We start from the raw sequence: 20,475 nt of genomic DNA, 5'->3' as shown, positions 1-20,475 counted from the left end.
AATGTAGCGAACAACTTTCTTTCATTGAAAGATTAGGCTACAATGAGAGCAGCAAAGGGAGGAATCTTATGTTTGGTTTATTGAAATACGCAAAAAATTATCGAAAACAAATTATCCTCGGTCCAGTCTTCAAATTTTTAGAAGCTTGTTTCGAGTTAGTCTTGCCCTTATTCATGGCTCACTTAGTCGATGTCGGTATTCGTCAAAACGACCGACAGACTGTCATAGAAATGGCCCTCTGGATGCTTGTTATGTCGTTAGTTGGTTTATTTTTTGTCATGATTTGTCAATATTATGCTTCAGTCGCTTCGCAAGGTTTTGGGACGGAGCTAAGAAATCAATTAATGAAGAAAATTAATCAGCTTTCACACAAAGAATTGAATAGTTTTGGTACAGATACCCTCATCACCCGGATCACAAACGATATCAACCAGCTTCAATTGGCTTTAGCGATGTTTATTCGGTTGGTCATTCGGACACCTTTTTTAAGTATCGGTTCTGTGGTCATGGCTTTTTACATTGACGTGCAGATGGGCTTTCTTTTCCTATTACTTTTACCAATTTTTAGCCTTATTCTCTTTATTATCATTAAAGTGACTGTGCCTTTATATCAAAAAGTCCAAGAATATTTGGATCGGTTAAACCGTCAAATTAGTCAAAATTTAAGCGGTGTCCGTGTGATCCGTGCGTTTGCTAGAAAGGAAACAGAGCAACGACATGTTGATAAAGCTTCAGATGATTTAGGCGATATTTACATTCGTGTATCGAATGTCTCTGCTTTATTAACGCCTTTAACCACTTTGATTATGAATGTTGGAATTTTATTTTTACTTTATTTTAGTGGCTTAAAAGTTTCTTTCGGTTCCCTGCAACAAGGGGAAGTTTTAGCATTGATCAATTATATGAATCAAATGATGCTCGCTTTAATTGTTGCTTCTAATCTCGTGGTAATTTTTACGCGAGCTGCCGCTTCCGCAAACCGTGTCAATGAGGTTTTAACTGTAGAAAGCCAGTTAACAGATACACCAGAATCAGCAAAAACATCTCCACAATTTGGTGATATTACCTTTGACCATGTAGATTTTCGCTATGAACCAGAGGCCGGTTTGGCTTTGGAAAATATCAATTTTACGATTCCTAAAGGCTCAATTCTCGGCATCACAGGACCTACCGGCAGCGGGAAAAGTACCTTAACCCAACTCATTCCCAGATTTTATGATGTGAGTGCAGGAAACCTTTTTATTAATGGTGTAAATGTGCGCGATTGGCCGCTCTTTACTTTACGCCAACAAGTTGCAAGTGTTCCACAAACTGCCGTCTTATTTACAGGGACTATTCGAGAAAACTTACAATGGGGCAAACCAAATGCAACTGATGAAGACTGTTGGGAAGCATTAGCTATCGCCCAATGTAAAGAATTTGTTGAACAATTAGACCAAGGGTTAGACACGCCTGTTAACGAAGGCGGAAAAAACTTTTCTGGTGGACAAAGACAACGGTTGACCATTGCCCGTGCCTTGATTAGGAAACCGCATTTACTTATTTTAGATGATTCCTTGAGTGCCCTCGACTATCAAACAGATTTGAATCTGCGCCGTGCTTTACAAAAAGAGCGAGCAGAGACAACCGTTATTTTAATTTCACAACGCGTGAGTTCGATTGCTACGGCGAATCAAATTTTAGTCCTAGATAGTGGAAAAGTCGCTGGCCTTGGCACCCACGAAGAATTACTTACTTCTTCTAAAGAGTATCAAGAAATCGTTGCGTCACAGGAGGAGGATACCCATGCAAACTAAAAAAATTCATTTTGGCGCCTTCTCACGTTTTAAGCCGTATTTACTACGCTATCCAAAAGAAATTATCGGCGCCTTAATCCTAGGAATTCTCAGTGGTTTTTCGACTGTCCTCATGACTTATTATATAGGTAAATCCGTTGATACAATGGTTGGTAAAGGACAAGTCAATGCTGCGCAACTCATCAAAATTTTAGGTTTATTAGCAGGGATTTTACTAGTAACCATTCTAAGTCAATGGCTGATTCAACGTCTCGGTAATCGCGTGTCTTATTTATCGACCACACAGCTGAGAAAAGATGCCTTTGCCCATTTAAATCAATTACCGTTAAGTTATTATGACCAAACATCACACGGAAATATCGTCAGTCGCTTTACCAACGATATTGACAATATTTCAATGGCTTGCTCGGCTGTCTTCAACCAATTATTTTCTGGCATGGCCACCGTCGTTGTTGCTTTGCTCTTTATGATTCGGCTAAGTCCCCTACTCACATTAGTGGTTCTTATCAGTACGCCGATTATTTTTATTGTAAACTGGCTTGTTGCAAAAGCTTCACAAAAAAACTTTGCTGCACAACAAACGATTGTTGGTGAAATTTCCGGTTTCGTTTCAGAAATGGTTGGCAACCAAAAAATTGTTAAAGCCTTTCAACAAGAACAAGCTACGCAAGAAACATTTGAAGCATTGAATCAAACGTTGTATGAAAAAGGACAGAAGGCTCAGTTTTCTTCTTCCTTAACCAACCCACTTTCTCGATTTATCGACCATTTATCTTACTTATCGATTGGATTAGTCGGTGGCTTGTTAGTTTTAAGTGGCAATCCTTTAGTCACAGTTGGTGTTATTTCCAGTTTCACCATTTACTCTAGTCAATTTTCTAAACCTTTTATTGAACTCTCAGGAATCACCAACCAAATCCAAGCCGCCTTAGCTGGATTGGAACGTACCTTTGATATGATGGATCAACCAGTTGAACGTCCTGATGCCCCGAACGCAATTGTTTTGAAAGAAGCGCGAGGCCGTGTTGAATTTAAAGACGTTGATTTTTCTTACACGCCGACGCGACCTTTAATCGAAAACTTTAATTTAATTGCTGAACCAGGAGAAACAATTGCCATTGTTGGGCGAACTGGTGCGGGTAAATCAACATTAGTGAATTTGTTAATGCGCTTTTACGAGGTCGACCATGGTCAAATTACGGTTGATACTCACGACATTACTCAAATTACTCGGGACAGCTTGCGAAAAAGTTTTGGTATGGTTCTCCAAGATACTTGGCTATTCGATAGCTCCATTCGGGAAAATTTAACGTACGGAAATCCTGAAGCCTCTGACGAAGAAATTATAGAAGCCATGAAAAAAGCCCATATTTTTGATTTCGTCATGCGTTTACCTCAAGGACTAGATACCGAGATTGGTTCCCAAGGCGTTAAAATTTCTGAAGGACAACGACAATTAATGACTATTGCACGCACGATGATTAGTAATCCGCCGATGCTTATTTTAGATGAAGCGACCAGTTCAGTTGATACATTGACCGAGCAAAAAATTCAGGATGCTTTTTTACAAATGATGACTGGCCGGACCAGTTTTGTTATTGCCCATCGCTTAGCAACAATCAAAAGTGCTGAAAAAATTCTAGTTATGGATAATGGTCAAGTGGTTGAAATTGGCACCCATGACGAATTATTGCAAAAAGAACAGGGTTATTATCGTGACCTTTACGAAGCACAGTTTAATCAAAAAGCACAATAAAAAAGAGTCACTTTTCTGGGATGATGAAAAGTGACTCTTTTAATTTTAAATTTATTGATCTAATTCAGATAATGGTTTTCCAAATAAACGTTTAAAGGGAATTTTATTGCCTAAATAATAAGTGGCAATTACTTGAATAGGAAAGAAAATAACTGTTTTAATTAAGCGTGGCACCCACCAAGCAAAATTTGCTAGATTGACTCCATACATTAAACTTAACCACAAAGGCGTTAAAATGATATTAATTAAAACGGTGACCAACAATGTCGCCAAAATCACTCGTTGCCATGTCATTTCTTTCTTATAATAGAAATAACCATAAATAGCACCAGCCAAAAAGGCATTTAAAGTAAACCCAGGAAAATAGCCTGCTTTTGGAAAAAGCAGCATTCCTACTACATCAGCCACCGCCGTGCCGATTCCAGCCCAAAAAGGTCCGAAAATCATCCCAATCAATGATTCTGGGATAAACGTGAAACTGATTTTTAAAAACGTTGTTTCATACGCAAAAAAGCGTGAAAAGACAACGACCACCGCAATGAGTACGCCCATTAACGCAATGGATTTTGTGCCAAATTTTTTCTTTGTCATTTTTAGCATCTCCTCTAAGAGCTGCTACATGACGAACCATGCAGCGAATGCGAAAACAAAACCGCGAACATTAAAAAGCTGAACGTGTTGTTCTGATGATAAGCAAAGTAAGAACCTTTACTTTCTAGCAACACACTGTTTATGTTCTTCGTCCAAAAGGCAACATCCCATCCTTTTAGCACTTAACGCTTTGTCTCCTACTCTGTTATTTTATTTGTACAAAAGTCCTCATAAAATATACCACAAAATAGTCAAAATAACCATTAAGGTTCTCTAAAAAGCTAACGGTCGACGATCCCCTTCATGGATGACCTCACGGAAGTCCGCAAACCCCGCCTCGACACCTCTCAAAAGAATTTCAGCACTGCCGATATTGGTCGCTAAAGGAATTTCATAGACATCACTTAGACGAATCAAAGCCGTCACGTCTGGTTCATGCGGTTGCGCGGAAAGAGGATCTCTTAAAAAAATAACTAAATCAATGTTGTCTTCTGATATCATTGCGCCAATCTGTTGATCCCCACCCAATGGCCCCGATTTAAAACAATGCACGGGTAGGCCAGTTGCTTCCATCACTTTCATGCCTGTCGTCCCTGTTGCATACAATTCATGTTTTTCTAAAATATGTTTATAAGCGGTTGCTAGTTTGATCATTAATGTTTTTTTACGATCATGAGCGATTAAAGCGATTTTCATGTTATCCAACTCCTGTCTTTGTTATATTATAACAAAAGTTTATCGATAAATCCGCTGAGAGTGTTTGCCCTTTGTCACCTTGACGAAAAAGTCTTCTTTTTCTTGTGCAACTCTCCCTTGCTGAAAGATAGCGTTTTCATTTAAACTATGAGTAACAAATCAAAAAGAAAAGAGTGACGTATCAAATGGTGGAAATGGCGCTTAGAAATGTGTATAAAAAATATGACAATGCAGAACATTATTCTGTTACAGATTTTAACTTAGAAATTACAGACCGTGAATTTATCGTCTTTGTCGGACCTTCTGGTTGCGGTAAATCAACAACATTGCGCATGATTGCTGGCTTAGAAGATATTACTGAAGGTGAATTATCAATTGGGGACAAAGTCATGAATGACGTTGCACCGAAAGATCGTGATATTGCCATGGTTTTCCAAAACTATGCGCTTTATCCGCATATGACTGTTTTTGATAACATGGCTTTTGGTTTAAAACTAAGAAAATATGATAAAGCTGAAATTAAAAAACGGGTGGAAAATGCTGCAGATATTCTGGGCTTAACAGAGTACTTACAGCGTAAACCTGCGGCGCTTTCTGGTGGACAACGCCAACGTGTTGCACTTGGCCGGGCAATTGTCCGTGATGCCAAAGTCTTTTTAATGGATGAACCTTTATCAAACTTGGATGCAAAATTACGTGTAGCCATGCGTGCTGAAATCGCTAAACTACACCAACGTTTAGAAACTACGACAATTTATGTGACACATGACCAAACCGAAGCGATGACCATGGCTGACCGAATCGTAATTATGAAAGATGGCTTTATTCAACAAATTGGTTCACCAAAAGAAGTTTACAATACACCAAAAAATATGTTCGTAGCTGGGTTCATCGGCTCACCTGCCATGAATTTCTTCAAAGTTACCTTAAACAATGGGGTTATTTCTAACCAACATGGCTTAAAGCTAGCAATTCCTGAAGGAAGAAACAAAGAGCTTGTTGAACATGGTTATGAAGGCAAAGAATTAATTTTCGGTATTCGTCCAGAAGATATTCATAGCGAACAAGTGGCTTTAACGGCAATGAAAGATGCAGTGATTAAATCTGAAGTTGTTGTTTCTGAATTATTAGGGGCTGAATCCATGCTTTATACAAAAATTGGTGATACAGAGTTTATCTCAAAAGTAGATGCTCGTGACTTCCACCATCCTGGTGAAATGATTGACTTAGCTTTTGATATTAACAAAGGACATTTCTTCGACCCTCAAACAGAAGAAGTCATTAAATAAAAAAATCTCGAGGCATCCGTCACAATGATGGATGCCTCGATTGTTTCTCTTTATGCTAATTTAACCTTCTTCTTTATCACTTTGGGTTGTTTCGCTTCTGTAAAAGTTGGAATATCTACATGTTTACTTAAGGTACTTGCTAAAAAGTAGGCAATACTGAAATCCACCAAACTATGAATTAATCCACCAACGCCCATCAAAAGAAAAATAGAATACATGAAGCCGGCTGTATAATAGGTTCCTGGCAAGTTGCCCATTGTGTAAAATACAGAAACAACCACTAGCTCGGCAGCGGAATGAATCACTCCAATTCCCACGTTAAACAACTGTAATTTCCCATTTAATAAAGTGAATTTCCCCTCTTTATTAATTAAAATTTCTGGATGCTTTTGTAAAATCACTGCGCCAATGACTGCAAAAATCAAATGAGATAAGGCCCGCAAAGCAATAATCGGTGTTGCGGATAAGAAAAAACCAAAACCTGTTCCTAGACTAACCGCAATTGCCACCACTGGAGAAATAAACATGGCAATAAAAACTGGGACGTGACTTGCTAATGTAAAACTGGCTGGACCAATGGTAATTCTTGGCATAACCATTGGAATGATAATCCCCATTGCAATTAAAAGTGCTGAAATTGTTAAACGTTTTACTGAGTTTGTTTTCATTAAAACTGCCTCCTAAAGGTGTCATGACACCTTTTTGTTTTTCTCAAGTGTAGCTGAACAGCCGCAATGTGTCAAGACACATAAAAGAACTTTCTGTTATTTCTCATAAATAACAGAAAGTTCTTTTTTATACTGGTTTATTTTTTTCTAAAGCATTACTTAAACGAGCGAATTCTTCTAAAGACAATGTTTCACCACGTCTAGAAGGATCAATTTCTGCTTCAGCTAGGCTCTCTTTTAGCCAAGCCACCGTTTGTTCATCTTTCCCATAAAAATGCGTTAAGTTATTCCACAATGTTTTACGTCTTAATTGGAAACTGGCTTTGGTTAATTTGAAAAATTCTTTTTCATTGGTCACTGTCACTGCTGGTGTAGCACGGCGCGTCAATTTAATAATCGCCGAGTCAACATTGGGCTGCGGCACAAAAACTGTTTTTGGCACAATAAAGGCGACACTTGCTTCCATAAAATATTGGACAGCAATTGATAATGAGCCATAAGCTTTCGTTCCTGGTTTAGCAGCAATTCGATCAGCGACCTCTTTTTGCATCATCACAACCATTTCAGCTACATCTAAAGAAGATTCTAAAAAATGCATCATAATTGGCGTAGTAATATAGTAAGGTAGGTTAGCCACCACTTTAATCGGATACTTCTCTTGAAAAACTTGGTTGGTTGTCTCGACCAAATCAGCTTTTAAAACATCCTGATGCACCACTGTTACATTATCATAGCGACTTAAGGTATCTGCTAAGACAGGAATCAAGCGATCATCAATCTCAAAAGCCACAACTTGTGCCGCGTTCATCGCTAATTGCTCTGTTAATGCACCAATTCCAGGCCCGACTTCGACAACATTTGTCTGCTGATTGATTCCCGCTGTTTCTACAATTTTTCTTAAAATATTAGGCTCTGTCAAAAAATTTTGACCTAAACTCTTTTTAAATGAAAATCCATGCTTTTTTAGTATTTCTTTGGTTCTGGATGGTGTGGCAATTTCTTTATAGTCCGTCACGCTTGTTCCTCCATGTAGTTATTCTTCGTTTGCAAGTTCTTTTAAAATACGTGTCATGCTTTCTTTCAATTCTGCTTCTGTAATCCGAAACATGCTTAACCGTTTGACTAACTGTTTGCTATTTGTATAGCCAATTCTTAGGTCATCTCCTAATAATTCACGGTATTTTTTGGCATTTGCTCCCGCTATTAAACCATATTCAACTAGTGTTTGTCTAGGAATTTCTTGATAGTCTTCATCAGCTTGAACAGGTGTTACGACTTTTTTTAAGGCTTCAATAATTGCTTCATCACTAGCATGTTCAACCCCTAGGCTACCGCCATTTTTTTTAGGAACTGCGACTTTTCTTGATAAAAAAGCATGCTTTGCATCAGGAACGACTTCCATTATTGTTTTACGAATTTTTTCGCCCGAATAATCTGGATCTGTAAAAATAATCACGCCTCTCGTTTCTTGTGCGTGTTCAATTTGTGTCAAAATTTCATCATTGATAGCAGAGCCAATCGTTTCAATCGTATCCGCTGCAACTACCTCTTGAATGCGGCGTGTGTCGTCTTTTCCTTCAACGACAATGATTTCTGCAACTTTCATTTTTTCTTTCATTTATCTATCCGAAACAAGCGATGAGCGTTGACTCTCGTTTGTTCTGCCACTTCTTCAAAGGTTAGTTGTCGTAATTCAGCAATTTTTTCCACTACGTATCGTGTATAGCCTGGTTCATTCCGTTTACCACGATAAGGAACCGGGGCTAAATAGGGTGCATCTGTTTCCACCAACATTCGTTCAAGTGGTACCGCCATCGCCGCTTCTTGAACATCCAACGCCTTTTTAAACGTTACGACTCCACTAAAAGAAATATGCAGACCTAAATCTAAAAATTTCTTCATCCACTCGGCATCACCACTGAAACTATGCATGATTCCACCAATATCTGAAATTTTTTCATCTTTTAAAATTCGATAGGTATCTTCTAATGCCTCTCTCGTATGCACACTAAACGGTAAATTCATTTCCCGAGCAATCGCAATTTGACGGCGAAAGACTTTTTCTTGCACCTCTTTAGGATCCTCCATCCAGTAATAATCAAGACCGATTTCACCTAATGCTACAATTTTTGGCAACGTTAATTGTTCTTGTAATCGTCGTTCAACCTCTGGCGTATAGCTACCCGCTTCTGTTGGATGCCAACCAATGATACTATAAATATTGGCATATTCCTGACTAAGTAAAAGAGATTTTTCAATCGTTGGTTCATCAAAACCGACCACGGCCATCTCTGTAACACCCAATTCTTGGGCATGTGCAATCGTTTCTGGAATATCATCATTAAATTGTTCTGCATTCAAATGTGTATGTGTATCAAAAATCATTATGATTGCCTCCTTTATCTCCTCTCTACTTTATCATATTTCTTGAAAAATCTGAATGACTAGGCGACAAGATTCGCCATTTCCTCATAAACAGCGCTTGCATTTATGCTAAAAGTAACGTATACTATTCAGTCATGTTATTAAAAGGAGGAATCTCCATGACCGATGAAAAAATTTATGAACAACAGCATTTAACAACGGTTTATCATGAGCTGCAAGCGGCTAAAAAAGTTTACGAAGAGCAATTGGCGAACACAATGAAAGATGGCAAACATATGCTAGAGGAATTTGGTCGCGATTCTAAGCTGAATTTTGATAGTTATGCCGATAATCTAGAAACGTTTGCCATGTTGGAAATGAAGAACCGTGAAATTGATCAGTGGAACTTAAAAAATGAAGCAACGGCTAAAAATTTAGACAAAGTGAAACGCCTATTACAAGTTCCTTATTTTGGCAAAATTGGCGTGACTTTTGAAGACAGCCCTGAAGAGCCAGAAAACTTTTATATTGGCGTAAACGATTTTACTTCTTTAGAAGAAGAAACGCGCATTCACGATTGGCGCTCACCGATTGCTTCGTTATTTTATGACAATGTTTTAGGGAAAACAGCCTACACGGCACATCAACAAACCATTCCTGTACAACTTGATTTGAAAAGACAGTTAATTATTGAAAAAGATCAATTAATCAACTATTTTGACACAACCATTGCGATTCAAGATGATGTGTTATTGCATTCTTTAGAAGAAGATGCTTCTCCTTATATGAAGGACATTACGACAACCATTCAACAAGAACAAAATCAAATAATTCGTGACGAAACGCAGCCACTCCTACTAGTCAACGGGATTGCTGGTAGTGGGAAAACGTCTGCGATTATGCAACGGATTGCTTATTTACTTTATCAACATCGAGCAGAAATTACAGCGGATAATATTTTATTACTTTCACCAAATTCAACATTTATTGATTATATTTCTCAAGTTTTACCGAATTTAGGCGAACGAAATCCCTTGAATTTGACTCTTTTACAATTTTTGCGCTTCACTACCAAAGAAGCATGGCCAATGGAAGAAGAAACGGACTATTTCGAACGCATTACTCGCTCTGAGGCAACGGAGCAAGAGCACGTTATTCGTTCAAAAGAATTTGCAACGTTTCTTTTAAGCAATCCTGAAAAAGCAGTTGTGCAGCCACATTTTTTCCGTCCTTTAACTTTTAAAAAGCAGACCTTATTTACTTCAGAAACAATTTTTAAACTTTATCAAGAAACACCAGCTGACTTGAGTATTCGCCAACGAATTTCAGCCACAAAAGAAAAATTAACCAGTCTTTGGACACGGTACTTATTAAAACAAGCCCATTCTAAAAAAATGTTGGATCAATTCCAAGATTTAACAGAAGCTGAACAAGTTCGTTATTTTGGCACAGTGATTACCGAAGATAATGAAAAACATCTGGCTGATTTTGCTTTAAAACGTTTGAAGAAAAAATATCGCTCTATCACTGCCGCTATTAAAAATGATGCTTGGCTAGATCAATGGGCCTTTTTTGAAACGTTTTATTCTTTATTCACTGAAAAATCGTATCAAAAAGAGACAGCTGTTTTCACAGCCGATGAAATTGTGGCCCTTATTTTGGTGAAACATGCATTTATTGAAAACCTCGCCAACCAGCAAATGGCTTTTATCCTAGTCGATGAAGTCCAAGATTATACAGAAGCCCAATTATTATTACTGCTGACACTTTTCCCTAAAGCTAGTTTTACTTTAGCTGGTGATGAAAATCAAGCCATTTTTAATACAGCCATTGAATTTTCTGAAGCCCATGATTTATTGGTTAACGAAACCAGCCGTTCTGTTGGAACCTATCAATTATTAAACAGCTATCGTTCAAGTAAAGAAATTACACGACTCTTCCAAACATTAGGCACTCAACCAGAGCAATTAACCATTGTGCCCATCCGGCATGATGGAGAAAAGCCGACATTTATTCCTTGTGACTCTGCGTCTGACTATCTTAAAGCAATCGTCACTTCCATTACAACTTTTGATTCGAAAGAAAGCACCGCCATTATTACTAAAACATTTTCAGAAAAAGAACAATTAACAAAAGAACTTAGTGCTTCTCTTTCATTGGAAGAACATCCGTCACTGCAAGTTTTATCAATTGATATGGCAAAAGGTCTAGAATTTGATAATGTAATTCTTCATAACCCAAATGTTAATCGTTATTCCGACAATAAACGAGATAAAAAAATCCTGTATACTGCTATTTCTCGTGGAATGAAACGGGTCGTTTTACCTTATACCGGCACACTTTCTGAATGGTTTACACCTTACTTGGCAGCCCGGTAACTGAGACTTAAGGCGGATTTTATTTTTAGAAAAACCACTTATAATAAACGAGTAGGCACTGCTTTTTAATTAGCAGACCTACTCGTTTGTTGTCTCTTAAGTTGAGAGGAGCGTGATAAGGTGAAACAATCACCTGATTTAGAAAATTTTTTAAAAACCTCTATCCAAAAAAATGTAACTATTGAGCGAAAACAACAAAACCAAACCATTTGGCACTGGCTACTGCTTATTTTATTTGGCTTGCTAACCTTTGGCTCACTGACACAGCAGTTACTCCTAATTGGCTTGTTTACACTTATTGCCGCTATTGTTAAAGGTCCCTTAATGCTCGTCTGGGGAACCATCTATTCGGCGTTAGTGGCTTTGTTTCCACCTTTTGCTTTAGTCCTATCTTTACTTTTTTTTATAATTAATTTAGGCACCGTTATGAAAAGTTGGCGTATTACTTTAACAAGTGCTTACTTTTATCTAATTCCTTTAGGTTTTAGTCTCTTGAAAACGACCGACTGGGTATCAACGCCTTATTTCCTGACAGGCTTGGCTTTGTTAAGTATTTTAGGGCTGCATTTTATATTAGAGTGGCTCTATAAAAATAATAGCTTAGGCCGTTTACTCACGTGGCAAATTATTAGTGTCCCTTTTTCACTCTTACTGATCATTTTACCAAGTCGCCTAACGAAAGGCCGTTTTGGTAAAAAACGAATACCTAAAAAAGTGAAACTCTAAAATAGAAAAGCCTAGGAAAAATCGCAAATGATTTTTTCTAGGCTTTTCTTCGATTCTTTTAATTTAAAAATTCGTTGATTTTCGATTTTAGGACGTCGATAATATTATTTACTTCTATATCGCCACTTTCTATTTTTTTCCACAAAACAAAGCCCCAAATAATTATATTTATCGTAACTAAAGTACCAATAATACGTTTATTCCTAGCAGATGTATAGGCCTTTCTCCATTTTGGATCATTTTTACGTCTTTTTAAAAATTCATAAGTATGATAAGCCATCAAACTTCCCCCACATCAAATCACTTTTCTTCTAGTATACAAAAAAAGTAGTAAAGATAAAAGGTTACAATTCACCTTTTATCTTTACCACTTATGCTTTTATGCGATTCCTGCACCATTTGGCATTTCTTTTGGTGCTTCAACAATTTGAAGTTTACCTTCTGGTGATTCAGCTGAAAGAATCATTCCTTGGCTAATTTGACCACGCATTTTTCTTGGTTTTAAGTTAGCCACAATGACTACTTTTTTGCCAATTAGCGCAGCTGGATCTGGATAAAATTCAGCAATACCTGAAAGAATTTGACGATGGTTTTCATCTCCAGCATCTAAACGGAATTGCAATAATTTATCTGCTCCTTTGACTTTTTTACAGTCAATAACTTCGGCAACTTTTAATTCCACTTTATCGAAATCATCGTACTTAATTTGTTTTTCTTTCGTTGAAACTAACGTTGTTTCTTCTGGATTCCATTTAATATCCTCTTCTGTAGCACTTTCGCTTTGGGACATTTTCTTTTGAATATACGTTACTTCTGTTTCAATTTCTAAACGTGGGAAAATAGGTGTTCCTTTACTTGTTACTGTTACGTCTGTTGGGAACTCACCAAAATGAATATTTTCCATGTTCATTGTTTCTGGATCTAAGCCTAATTGTTCGAAAATTTTCCCTGGTGTTTCTGTCATGACTGGTTGCAATAAGATTGCCACAATTCGTAAGCTTTCCGCTAAATGGATCATGACACTTTCTAATTCGTTGCGTTTCTCTTCTTCTTTAGCCAATACCCAAGGCGCTGTTTCATCAATATATTTATTGGCACGAGAAACTAGCGTCCAGATTTCTGCAATGGCCGTGTTAAATTCCATTTTTTCCATTGCTTCATGATATTTTCCAATAACATTCGCCGCAGTTGTCGATAGTTCACTATCAAATGGGGTAACTTTTGAAGCATAGGCTGGTACTTTGCCATCACAATATTTATTAATCATCGCAATTGTTCGATTCAACAAGTTTCCTAAGTCATTAGCTAAATCATAATTTAAGCGAGAAACGAAATCTTCTGGTGTAAAGACGCCGTCACTACCAAATGGAATTGCTCGTAATAAATAGTAACGTAACGCATCTAGACCGTAGCGTTCTACTAACATTTCAGGGTAAACAACATTTCCTTTAGATTTAGACATTTTTCCGTCTTTCATCAATAACCAACCATGTCCAAAGACTTTTTTCGGTAATGGTAAATCCAAGGCCATTAACATAATTGGCCAATAAATCGTATGGAAACGCACGATTTCTTTCCCAACCATTTGCACGTTCGCAGGCCAATATTTTTGGAATAATGAATCATCTTCTGAGCCATAACCTAGTGCTGTAATATAGTTTGATAACGCATCAATCCATACGTAAACCACATGTTTTGGATCATTTTTTAATGGAATTCCCCAAGAGAAAGTCGTTCTTGAAACGGCTAAATCTTCCAATCCTGGTTTGATGAAGTTATTTAGCATCTCATTTTTACGAGATTCTGGTTGAATAAATTCTGGATGTTCTTCGTAATATTGTACCAAGCGATCCGCATATTTACTCATGCGGAAGAAATAGGATTCTTCTTTAACTAATTCGACTTCGTGACCACTTGGTGCTTTCCCACCAATGACATTGCCTTCATCGTCACGATATACTTCAGCTAATTGTGTTTCAGTGAAAAATTCTTCATCAGAAACTGAATACCAACCTTCATATTCTCCAAGGTAGATATCTCCTTGTTCTACTAAACGATCAAAAATTTGTTGCACGGCTGCCATGTGATAATCATCCGTTGTCCGAATAAATTTATCATAGCTGATATCTAATGTTTTCCATAATTTTTGAACATCTGCTGCCATTTTATCAACGTACTCTTTTGGTGTCACATTCAACTCAGCAGCTTTTTTTTCAATTTTTTGGCCGTGTTCATCCACACCTGTTAAATAAAATACATCAAAACCCATTAAACGCTTGTAACGGGCCATTGCATCGCAGGCGATTGTTGTATATGAATTCCCAATATGTAACTTCCCACTTGGGTAATAAATTGGGGTGGTAATATAAAATGTTTCTTTCTGTGACATACAGAAAAAACCTCCTTTAGTCATTTTCCTAAACCCTCAGGATTTACTCCTAAACAGTATACCATAATTAGACATTATTAAACTATATTTCTTGTCGGTTTTCTCTTGAAAATGAAGAAAATGCCAGAAAGAAAAGAGAGAAACACCTGTCTATTTGACAAGTATTCCTCTCTTTTTTCGTTCATTTTTATTCTTTTGTCTCGAAACGAACGATACTATGGTGTCGTCCATAAAAGAAATAAATAGCCAAACCAATCACTACGGCTACGCCAAATACTTGCCAAGTAGCTAAAGACAATTGGAACATTAGAGCCGCGCAAACCACGATTGAAATTAATGGTAGAACCGGCACAAGCGGCACTTTAAATTCACCTGCTTGCGGTTCTCCTTTCATTGTCCGTAATTTGATAATTCCTAAAGCGAGAAACATCAGATAAAAGAGTGTCACGATATTTGTAAGTTCAGCCAGCATCTCCATTGGAACAATCCCAGCAAAAACCATTGCTAAAAATCCAGCTACATAGGTTGCATTCTTAGGTGTGTGCCGCTTCTCATCGATTTTGCTCATAAACTGCGGCAATAATCCATCTTTACTAATCGCATAAATCACACGGGCTAAACTGTACATCATCGCAATCGTCACTGTTAATAAGGTTAAAATAGCACCAACTGAAATGATTGTCGCAATTGCGCCATGATTAATGAAGCGCATCGCAAAAGCCACCGGATCCTTGACCCCTAAATCCGTAAATGGAACAATTCCAGTTAAAACTAACGTAACAACAATATATAACAATGTTGAAATAACAATGGAACCAATAATCCCTTTTGGAATATCTTTTTTCGGATTCTTCACTTCCTCCGCGGCCATGCTGACCGCATCAAACCCTAGAAAGGCAAAGAAAACTAAAGCAGCACCACTGAAAACGCCTGAAAAACCATAAGGAATAAATGGTTGCCAGTTCGTTGGTTTCACATAAAAGATTCCCACGAGAACAAATAATAAAATAATCCCAAACTTCACGAAAACCATTAAGTTATTTAAACGTAACGCTGTTTTCGCTTCTAAAGATACCCAAAAAGTTACGGCTACAACGACCAACATGGCAATCAAATCAATATATGTACCATTTGTTGGATTATAAGCGCCACTTAACGCTTGCGGCAAAGAAAAACCTAAGCTATCCAAAAAGCCATGGACATAGCCTGACCAACCTGAAGCAACGGATGAAACCGCCAAGAAAAACTCACAAATAATCATCCAACCAGTCATCCAAGCCACAATTTCTCCAAAGACCACATACATGTAGGCATACGGCCCGCCAATGACCGGAATACGTGATGCAAATTCTGCATAGCATAAACCAGATAAAATAATCGCGGCTGCTGCTACCAGAAATGATAAGACGAGCCCTGGACCTGCATAGCGTTCCGCTGCGACACCTGTCACAACAAAAATCCCTGTTCCTACTACAGCCCCAATTCCTAGAAAAATTAAGTCCATCGTCTTAAGATTTTTTTTCATCCCACCACTGTCATTGACAGGCACAGTGATTTCTTTTTTTCTGAAAATAGACATGTGTTTACCCCCGTAAAAAAAATAAGCGTAAATAAACTATTTACGCTTTCATATACCCTAAAAGAATACCACCTAGAATAACAAAAATGCAACCAAAAATAACATAAAACATTTCTTTTTTTGATTTTCTTTCGCCTAAAAGGAAGATGCCCCCAAGAGTCGAAATAATAATCCCCATTTGTGATAAAGAGAAGCTAATAGCTAAGCCAATTTCACGCATGGTTAATAACATACAAATATTTCCTAAGCCCCAAAGCAGACCCGTCGTCATATTCATCCAAACAAAACGATCAACTTTGACTTTTTTGAAGGCAAAGAAACTAGCCCCCACTAACATACCAATACTTTGTGGCAAAATAATTCCCCACGGATCTAAACCAGTGGCATTAATAATGATGGTATAGACGCCATACCCAACTGTTGAGAAAATCAACGCCCGAATCCCTTTATTAAAATCTAACATACTGTTTGAGGTTTTCGGTTGACTATCATCATCTTGTCGAGCTGTTAAATACACCCCAAAAACTAAAAAGGCTAAAGCGATAAAGCCCACAACAAAGTCTTTTGTTTTTGTCCATTCATGGAAAAAAACAGCCCCTGCAACGGTATTAACAACTAACTGCATCCCAGTTGAAATTGGTAAGCCAACTGAAACGCCCATATATTTCATGCTATGAAATTGTTGATTCTGTCCCAAACTCCAGAATAAACCAGATATAAATCCAACAATTAATGTGGCTGTCGTCAACGTAGGCTGGATGACAAAAAAGACAACAATTGAAAATAGTAATGCGCCGATTGTCATACCTAACGTTTGTTGATTGGCGCTTCCACCAATTTTACCGCTGACTAAACCAATACTGCCCCACGCAATCATGGGCACTAAAGCGATAAGTAAACTCATAATATTCTCCTAACAAATTTATTTCATTTCATTCTAACAATAAAAACGTTTTCTAAACAACTAAGAAGAGTAAGAGAAGTTAGCAAGAAAGTTTTAATAAATAAAAAAAGGCCTATCACCTCTTTAGTTTGCTGATAGACCTACTTTTTATTTCACTTCATTATAATAACTGAGGGAAGGGAAAAATAATGTCATCGTCGTACCTTGCCCTTCTGTCGATTCGACTGTTAAATCATGACCTAACTTTTTCGCTAAGCTATGGGCCAAATACAGGCCAAGACCAGTCGAATGCTGTTCACTTTTCCGCCCGTTTTCACCAGTAAATCCTTTATCGAAAATGCGTCGTTGATCTTGCATCGGAATGCCAATCCCAGAATCTTTTAAAGATAAATAAATACCTTGTTTATTTTTGGAAATTAGGACCGTAATCGTGCCGCCTTCTGGCGTATACTTGACTGCATTACTTAATAATTGGCGGAAAATAAAAATGACCCATTTTCGGTCGGTTAAAACCGCTTCATCTTCCCCTTCAATTGAGAATTGCAATCTTTTTTGGATGAAATAATTTGCTTGCGTACGAACAACAGATTGCACAATTTCTTTTAAAGAATATTCTTGGAGTAAATAATCTCGAGAAAAGCTGTCCAGTCTAGCATAATATAGGACTTGCTCGACATATTCATCAATTTTCCCTAACTCATTTTCCAATAGATAATATTTTTTCTCTGGAATATCATCTTCGACAGATTGTACCAGTAACGTGATAGCCGCTAGGGGGACTTTGATTTCATGAACCCAAGAGTCAATGTAATCTTTTTGGTCCTGTTGGTTGTTAATTGCTTGCTGCATGGTTTGTTGGTGCTCTTGCAATAAACCGTTAATATACGTTTGGACAAGTAGTTCTTCTTCTTTTTCTGCTGTATTCAAATATTCTTGTAAAGAAGGCGGCTCTTTTTCCGTTGCCAACGAAAGCCACCACTTACGTTTTAAATAATAATCAATTGTTAAAAATAGCGATAAAAAAACACTTTGCAGTAAAAAGATATAGCCAACCACTGTCCAATCTAAGCGGACATTAGGAGCCAACCATAAAATAAAACAAGTTAAGAACAGAAAAAATAACCAACCAATTAGTAATAACCAGCGATCTTTTAAATACTTTAGAATGGTCATTGTCTACTCCTATCTAGGGCACCATATAACCGACGCCCACTTTGGTTTCAATATAGCCAGTAATCCCTGCTTGTTCAATTTTTTTTCGTAAACGATTGATATTTACCGTCAACGTATTGTCATCCACAAAACGTTCATCGTCCCATAAAGCGCGCAATAATTTTTCACGTGTTAAAATTTTTCCGTGCTTTTTCATTAAAAGATACAGTAATCGGTATTCATTTTTACTTAAATCGATCATTTCGCCTTTGATTTCCATTCGTCCATTGTCCACATTTAAAGTAATGCCATTATGTGAAAGCACTTCACTATCCGTATCGGAATAGTTATAAGAGCGGCGCAATAAAGCATTGATTTTAGCAATTAAAACATCTATCTGGAACGGTTTTGTAACAAAATCATCCGCGCCCATGTTCATCGCCATAATCATATCCATATTGGTACTACGACTCGAAATAAAAATAATTGGTACTTTAGAAACTTCACGAATTTTTTGACACCAATAGTACCCATCGTAAACAGGTAAATTAATATCCATCAAGACTAATTGGGGATTTTCCTCTTGAAAATCATCCAATACATCATTAAAATCGGTTGTTCCAATCGTTTCAAATTGCCATTTTTGTAATTCCTCGCTAATTAATTCTCGAATGGTTGTTTCATCTTCGACAATCATGATTTTAGCCATGCAATCCCACCTCTTTTATTTCTAAATTTTCATCTTTCTTATCCTAACAAACTTCATTCTTTTTGGATATAGGACTTTATGATGATTTTTACACTATTTCAAAAATAGGCGCTAATAATTCCCATTCTGATAACATGATGAATTTGCCAACAAAAGCAAAAATACCATCTAATAATAACACAGACATATTAATTCCTAATACAATAGAAGCTTTTTCGACAATTGGCATGGACTTTTTATTTTTCAAAATAAGATATAAAACAAAGTTCGTTCCATAAGTAAAAACTGTTAACAACACAATTAACTCAATCATTTTACCACTTCCTATTTTGGACTTTTCATTTTTCCTTCAATAATTTACTACTCTTAATTATAGCATAATCTTATAAAAAAATCGGCAGAGTCCTAACCATTAAGTAAACAACAAAATAGAAGTAGCCTCTTTGGAACTCGCAAGAATCGAGCCTTTTTTAAGAGTTGAAGGTCTTGATCCTTAAAAGACAAGTCCTTCAACTCTAGTATGTTCCATGCATAGGAATTGATACCAACGTAACGAAGTGTAGTCAATCAGACAACCTCAGTTTTTCTAATGATTATATTTGTCATACACTTCTTTTAACTGGTTTAAATCTATTTTTTTCATTTGGTACAATTTTTTGGTCACTTCATTTGCTCTAGCTGGATTTGAGTCAGATAAATAACGTTTCAGTTCAGGATTGCCTGTTTGCCAACTGACCCCAAATTGATCTTCCATCCAGCCACACGGCCATTCTTTCCCTTTAGCAGTCACTTGTTGCCATAGTCGATCTATTTCCTCCTGATTTTCACAATCAATATAAATGGAGAAAGCCATGGTAAAATCAAAGTCATGTTTATCTCGTGCATCCATTACTCGAAACGGTTGCTCCTGTAATGTGAAAAGTGCTTGCGCAATGTTCCCATCTTCATATTCAACTTTTTCAATTATTTCGCCTGGGCCGAAAATCGCCAACCATTCTGATAGAGCTTTGGCTGCTTCGCCATATCTTTCATTAGCAAACATAAAGGTTGGTACAATTGTTTGTTCTTTTCCTGAAAAAGACACTTGCCAAGAGACTCCAAATTTGTCCACTACCCAACCATATAAAGGACTAAAAGGATATTCCCCAAAAGGCATCAATATCTGTCCGTCTGCTGTTAAATTTTTCCACAACGTTTCTGTTTGTGATAATGTTGTACATTCAACAAAAAATGAACTAGCTGGCGTAAAGGAAAATTCTGGTCCGCCATTTAAACCAATGATTGTTTGGTTCGCCAAGGTAAATTCAATGGTCATTAATGATGTTCCTTGAGGTTGGTGCTCCTCATTAACGTAGTTCGTTTTACTTAGAATTGCACCTTTTTCAAAGATTGTTGTATAGAAGTTAGCAGCTTCTTCCGCTTGTGTGTCAAACCATAAACAAGGTGAAAATTTAGGCATTGTGGTTCCCTCCTTCGTT

Annotated in this window: 19 protein-coding genes and 1 riboswitch; of the genes, 5 read left to right on the top strand and 14 right to left on the bottom strand. The window is 37.2% G+C overall.

Going from position 1 to position 20,475, the window contains the following annotated elements:
* Window positions 1–68: 68 nt before the first annotated feature.
* Together IGI63_RS13170 and IGI63_RS13165 are read left to right on the top strand one after the other, a co-directional pair.
* Window positions 69–1,796: an ABC transporter ATP-binding protein gene (locus IGI63_RS13170; protein ID WP_002364705.1), complete on the top strand. Its 1,728-nt coding sequence runs from the start codon at window positions 69–71 to the stop codon at window positions 1,794–1,796.
* A complete protein-coding gene (locus tag IGI63_RS13165; RefSeq protein ID WP_429975913.1) occupies window positions 1,786–3,552 on the top strand; it encodes an ABC transporter ATP-binding protein in 1,767 nt (588 codons plus the stop codon). The genes IGI63_RS13170 and IGI63_RS13165 overlap by 11 nt, the downstream gene beginning before the upstream one ends.
* A gap of 51 nt (window positions 3,553–3,603) precedes the next feature.
* Here the strand turns inward: IGI63_RS13165 and IGI63_RS13160 are convergent, their stop codons facing one another.
* Both IGI63_RS13160 and mgsA read right to left on the bottom strand, forming a co-directional pair.
* On the bottom strand, window positions 3,604–4,152 hold the full coding sequence (locus tag IGI63_RS13160; RefSeq protein WP_002385065.1) for a folate family ECF transporter S component: 549 nt from the start codon (window positions 4,150–4,152) through the stop codon (window positions 3,604–3,606).
* Between the two features lie 30 nt (window positions 4,153–4,182).
* Window positions 4,183–4,350, bottom strand: a riboswitch (THF riboswitch).
* A gap of 66 nt (window positions 4,351–4,416) precedes the next feature.
* A complete protein-coding gene (mgsA, locus tag IGI63_RS13155) occupies window positions 4,417–4,839 on the bottom strand; it encodes a methylglyoxal synthase (protein ID WP_002355823.1) in 423 nt (140 codons plus the stop codon).
* Between the two features lie 185 nt (window positions 4,840–5,024).
* Between mgsA and IGI63_RS13150 the strand changes: the two genes are divergently transcribed.
* A complete protein-coding gene (locus IGI63_RS13150) occupies window positions 5,025–6,128 on the top strand; it encodes an ABC transporter ATP-binding protein (protein WP_002355822.1) in 1,104 nt (367 codons plus the stop codon).
* Window positions 6,129–6,178: 50 nt separating this feature from the next.
* Here IGI63_RS13150 and IGI63_RS13145 read toward each other — a convergent pair whose 3' ends face one another.
* From IGI63_RS13145 to IGI63_RS13130, 4 genes are all read right to left on the bottom strand, one after another.
* Window positions 6,179–6,796: a hypothetical protein gene (locus IGI63_RS13145; protein WP_002355821.1), complete on the bottom strand. Its 618-nt coding sequence runs from the start codon at window positions 6,794–6,796 to the stop codon at window positions 6,179–6,181.
* 127 nt (window positions 6,797–6,923) lie between these two features.
* Window positions 6,924–7,811, bottom strand: coding sequence for a 16S rRNA (adenine(1518)-N(6)/adenine(1519)-N(6))-dimethyltransferase RsmA (rsmA, locus tag IGI63_RS13140; RefSeq protein ID WP_002358849.1), 888 nt, complete (start codon window positions 7,809–7,811; stop codon window positions 6,924–6,926).
* An 18-nt stretch (window positions 7,812–7,829) separates the two neighbouring features.
* Window positions 7,830–8,414: a ribonuclease M5 gene (gene rnmV / locus IGI63_RS13135; RefSeq protein ID WP_002358848.1), complete on the bottom strand. Its 585-nt coding sequence runs from the start codon at window positions 8,412–8,414 to the stop codon at window positions 7,830–7,832.
* Window positions 8,411–9,181, bottom strand: coding sequence for a TatD family hydrolase (locus tag IGI63_RS13130; RefSeq protein ID WP_002358846.1), 771 nt, complete (start codon window positions 9,179–9,181; stop codon window positions 8,411–8,413). Before IGI63_RS13130 ends, rnmV begins: the two co-directional genes overlap by 4 nt.
* 134 nt (window positions 9,182–9,315) lie before the next feature.
* On the opposite strand from IGI63_RS13130, the gene IGI63_RS13125 reads away from it, so the two are divergent.
* A complete protein-coding gene (locus tag IGI63_RS13125; protein WP_002385063.1) occupies window positions 9,316–11,538 on the top strand; it encodes a HelD family protein in 2,223 nt (740 codons plus the stop codon).
* A 120-nt stretch (window positions 11,539–11,658) separates the two neighbouring features.
* Entirely contained in the window at window positions 11,659–12,264 is a 606-nt protein-coding gene (locus tag IGI63_RS13120; protein WP_002383359.1) for a hypothetical protein, read from the top strand.
* A gap of 58 nt (window positions 12,265–12,322) precedes the next feature.
* On the opposite strand, the gene IGI63_RS13115 is transcribed toward IGI63_RS13120, so the two are convergent.
* The 8 genes from IGI63_RS13115 to IGI63_RS13080 all read right to left on the bottom strand — a co-directional run bounded on the left by IGI63_RS13115 (window position 12,323) and on the right by IGI63_RS13080 (window position 20,456).
* The gene (locus tag IGI63_RS13115) at window positions 12,323–12,544 is read right to left on the bottom strand and encodes a hypothetical protein (RefSeq protein ID WP_002355814.1); all 222 of its coding nucleotides are present in this window, start codon (window positions 12,542–12,544) and stop codon (window positions 12,323–12,325) included.
* 99 nt (window positions 12,545–12,643) lie between these two features.
* Window positions 12,644–14,653 carry a methionine--tRNA ligase gene (metG, locus tag IGI63_RS13110; protein ID WP_002355813.1) on the bottom strand — a complete coding sequence of 670 codons (2,010 nt, stop codon included), beginning with the start codon at window positions 14,651–14,653 and terminating at the stop codon, window positions 12,644–12,646.
* A 187-nt stretch (window positions 14,654–14,840) separates the two neighbouring features.
* On the bottom strand, window positions 14,841–16,232 hold the full coding sequence (locus IGI63_RS13105; protein WP_002378102.1) for an amino acid permease: 1,392 nt from the start codon (window positions 16,230–16,232) through the stop codon (window positions 14,841–14,843).
* 40 nt (window positions 16,233–16,272) lie between these two features.
* Complete coding sequence (locus IGI63_RS13100; protein WP_002355811.1) at window positions 16,273–17,136, bottom strand: GRP family sugar transporter; 864 nt, start codon at window positions 17,134–17,136, stop codon at window positions 16,273–16,275.
* A gap of 147 nt (window positions 17,137–17,283) precedes the next feature.
* Complete coding sequence (gene sapS, locus IGI63_RS13095) at window positions 17,284–18,309, bottom strand: two-component system sensor histidine kinase SapS (protein WP_002358842.1); 1,026 nt, start codon at window positions 18,307–18,309, stop codon at window positions 17,284–17,286.
* 13 nt (window positions 18,310–18,322) lie between these two features.
* Window positions 18,323–18,997 carry a two-component system response regulator SapR gene (gene sapR, locus IGI63_RS13090; protein WP_429975912.1) on the bottom strand — a complete coding sequence of 225 codons (675 nt, stop codon included), beginning with the start codon at window positions 18,995–18,997 and terminating at the stop codon, window positions 18,323–18,325.
* Window positions 18,998–19,085: 88 nt separating this feature from the next.
* Window positions 19,086–19,310, bottom strand: coding sequence for a hypothetical protein (locus IGI63_RS13085; RefSeq protein WP_002355808.1), 225 nt, complete (start codon window positions 19,308–19,310; stop codon window positions 19,086–19,088).
* A 273-nt stretch (window positions 19,311–19,583) separates the two neighbouring features.
* Window positions 19,584–20,456 (bottom strand): VOC family protein, encoded by an 873-nt coding sequence (locus IGI63_RS13080; RefSeq protein ID WP_429975911.1) that lies wholly within the window; start codon window positions 20,454–20,456, stop codon window positions 19,584–19,586.
* Window positions 20,457–20,475: the final 19 nt, after the last annotated feature.

It is taken from the genome of Enterococcus sp. DIV0086 (genome assembly GCF_050498705.1).
Classification (GTDB): Bacteria; Bacillota; Bacilli; order Lactobacillales; family Enterococcaceae; genus Enterococcus; species Enterococcus faecalis.
This window is presented reverse-complemented; position numbering and strand designations above follow the sequence as displayed.

Coding starts and splice junctions, on each gene's coding strand:
- IGI63_RS13100 (WP_002355811.1), bottom strand. CDS start 17,136: ATGAGTTTACTTATCGCTTTAGTGCCCATGATTGCGTGGGGCAGTATT.
- IGI63_RS13165 (WP_429975913.1), top strand. CDS start 1,786: ATGCAAACTAAAAAAATTCATTTTGGCGCCTTCTCACGTTTTAAGCCG.
- metG (WP_002355813.1), bottom strand. CDS start 14,653: ATGTCACAGAAAGAAACATTTTATATTACCACCCCAATTTATTACCCA.
- IGI63_RS13125 (WP_002385063.1), top strand. CDS start 9,316: ATGTTATTAAAAGGAGGAATCTCCATGACCGATGAAAAAATTTATGAA.
- IGI63_RS13130 (WP_002358846.1), bottom strand. CDS start 9,181: ATGATTTTTGATACACATACACATTTGAATGCAGAACAATTTAATGAT.
- IGI63_RS13115 (WP_002355814.1), bottom strand. CDS start 12,544: ATGGCTTATCATACTTATGAATTTTTAAAAAGACGTAAAAATGATCCA.
- IGI63_RS13150 (WP_002355822.1), top strand. CDS start 5,025: ATGGTGGAAATGGCGCTTAGAAATGTGTATAAAAAATATGACAATGCA.
- IGI63_RS13170 (WP_002364705.1), top strand. CDS start 69: ATGTTTGGTTTATTGAAATACGCAAAAAATTATCGAAAACAAATTATC.
- IGI63_RS13085 (WP_002355808.1), bottom strand. CDS start 19,310: ATGATTGAGTTAATTGTGTTGTTAACAGTTTTTACTTATGGAACGAAC.
- IGI63_RS13080 (WP_429975911.1), bottom strand. CDS start 20,456: ATGCCTAAATTTTCACCTTGTTTATGGTTTGACACACAAGCGGAAGAA.
- rnmV (WP_002358848.1), bottom strand. CDS start 8,414: ATGAAAGAAAAAATGAAAGTTGCAGAAATCATTGTCGTTGAAGGAAAA.
- IGI63_RS13160 (WP_002385065.1), bottom strand. CDS start 4,152: ATGCTAAAAATGACAAAGAAAAAATTTGGCACAAAATCCATTGCGTTA.
- mgsA (WP_002355823.1), bottom strand. CDS start 4,839: ATGAAAATCGCTTTAATCGCTCATGATCGTAAAAAAACATTAATGATC.
- sapS (WP_002358842.1), bottom strand. CDS start 18,309: ATGACCATTCTAAAGTATTTAAAAGATCGCTGGTTATTACTAATTGGT.
- sapR (WP_429975912.1), bottom strand. CDS start 18,997: ATGGCTAAAATCATGATTGTCGAAGATGAAACAACCATTCGAGAATTA.
- IGI63_RS13145 (WP_002355821.1), bottom strand. CDS start 6,796: ATGAAAACAAACTCAGTAAAACGTTTAACAATTTCAGCACTTTTAATT.
- IGI63_RS13105 (WP_002378102.1), bottom strand. CDS start 16,232: ATGTCTATTTTCAGAAAAAAAGAAATCACTGTGCCTGTCAATGACAGT.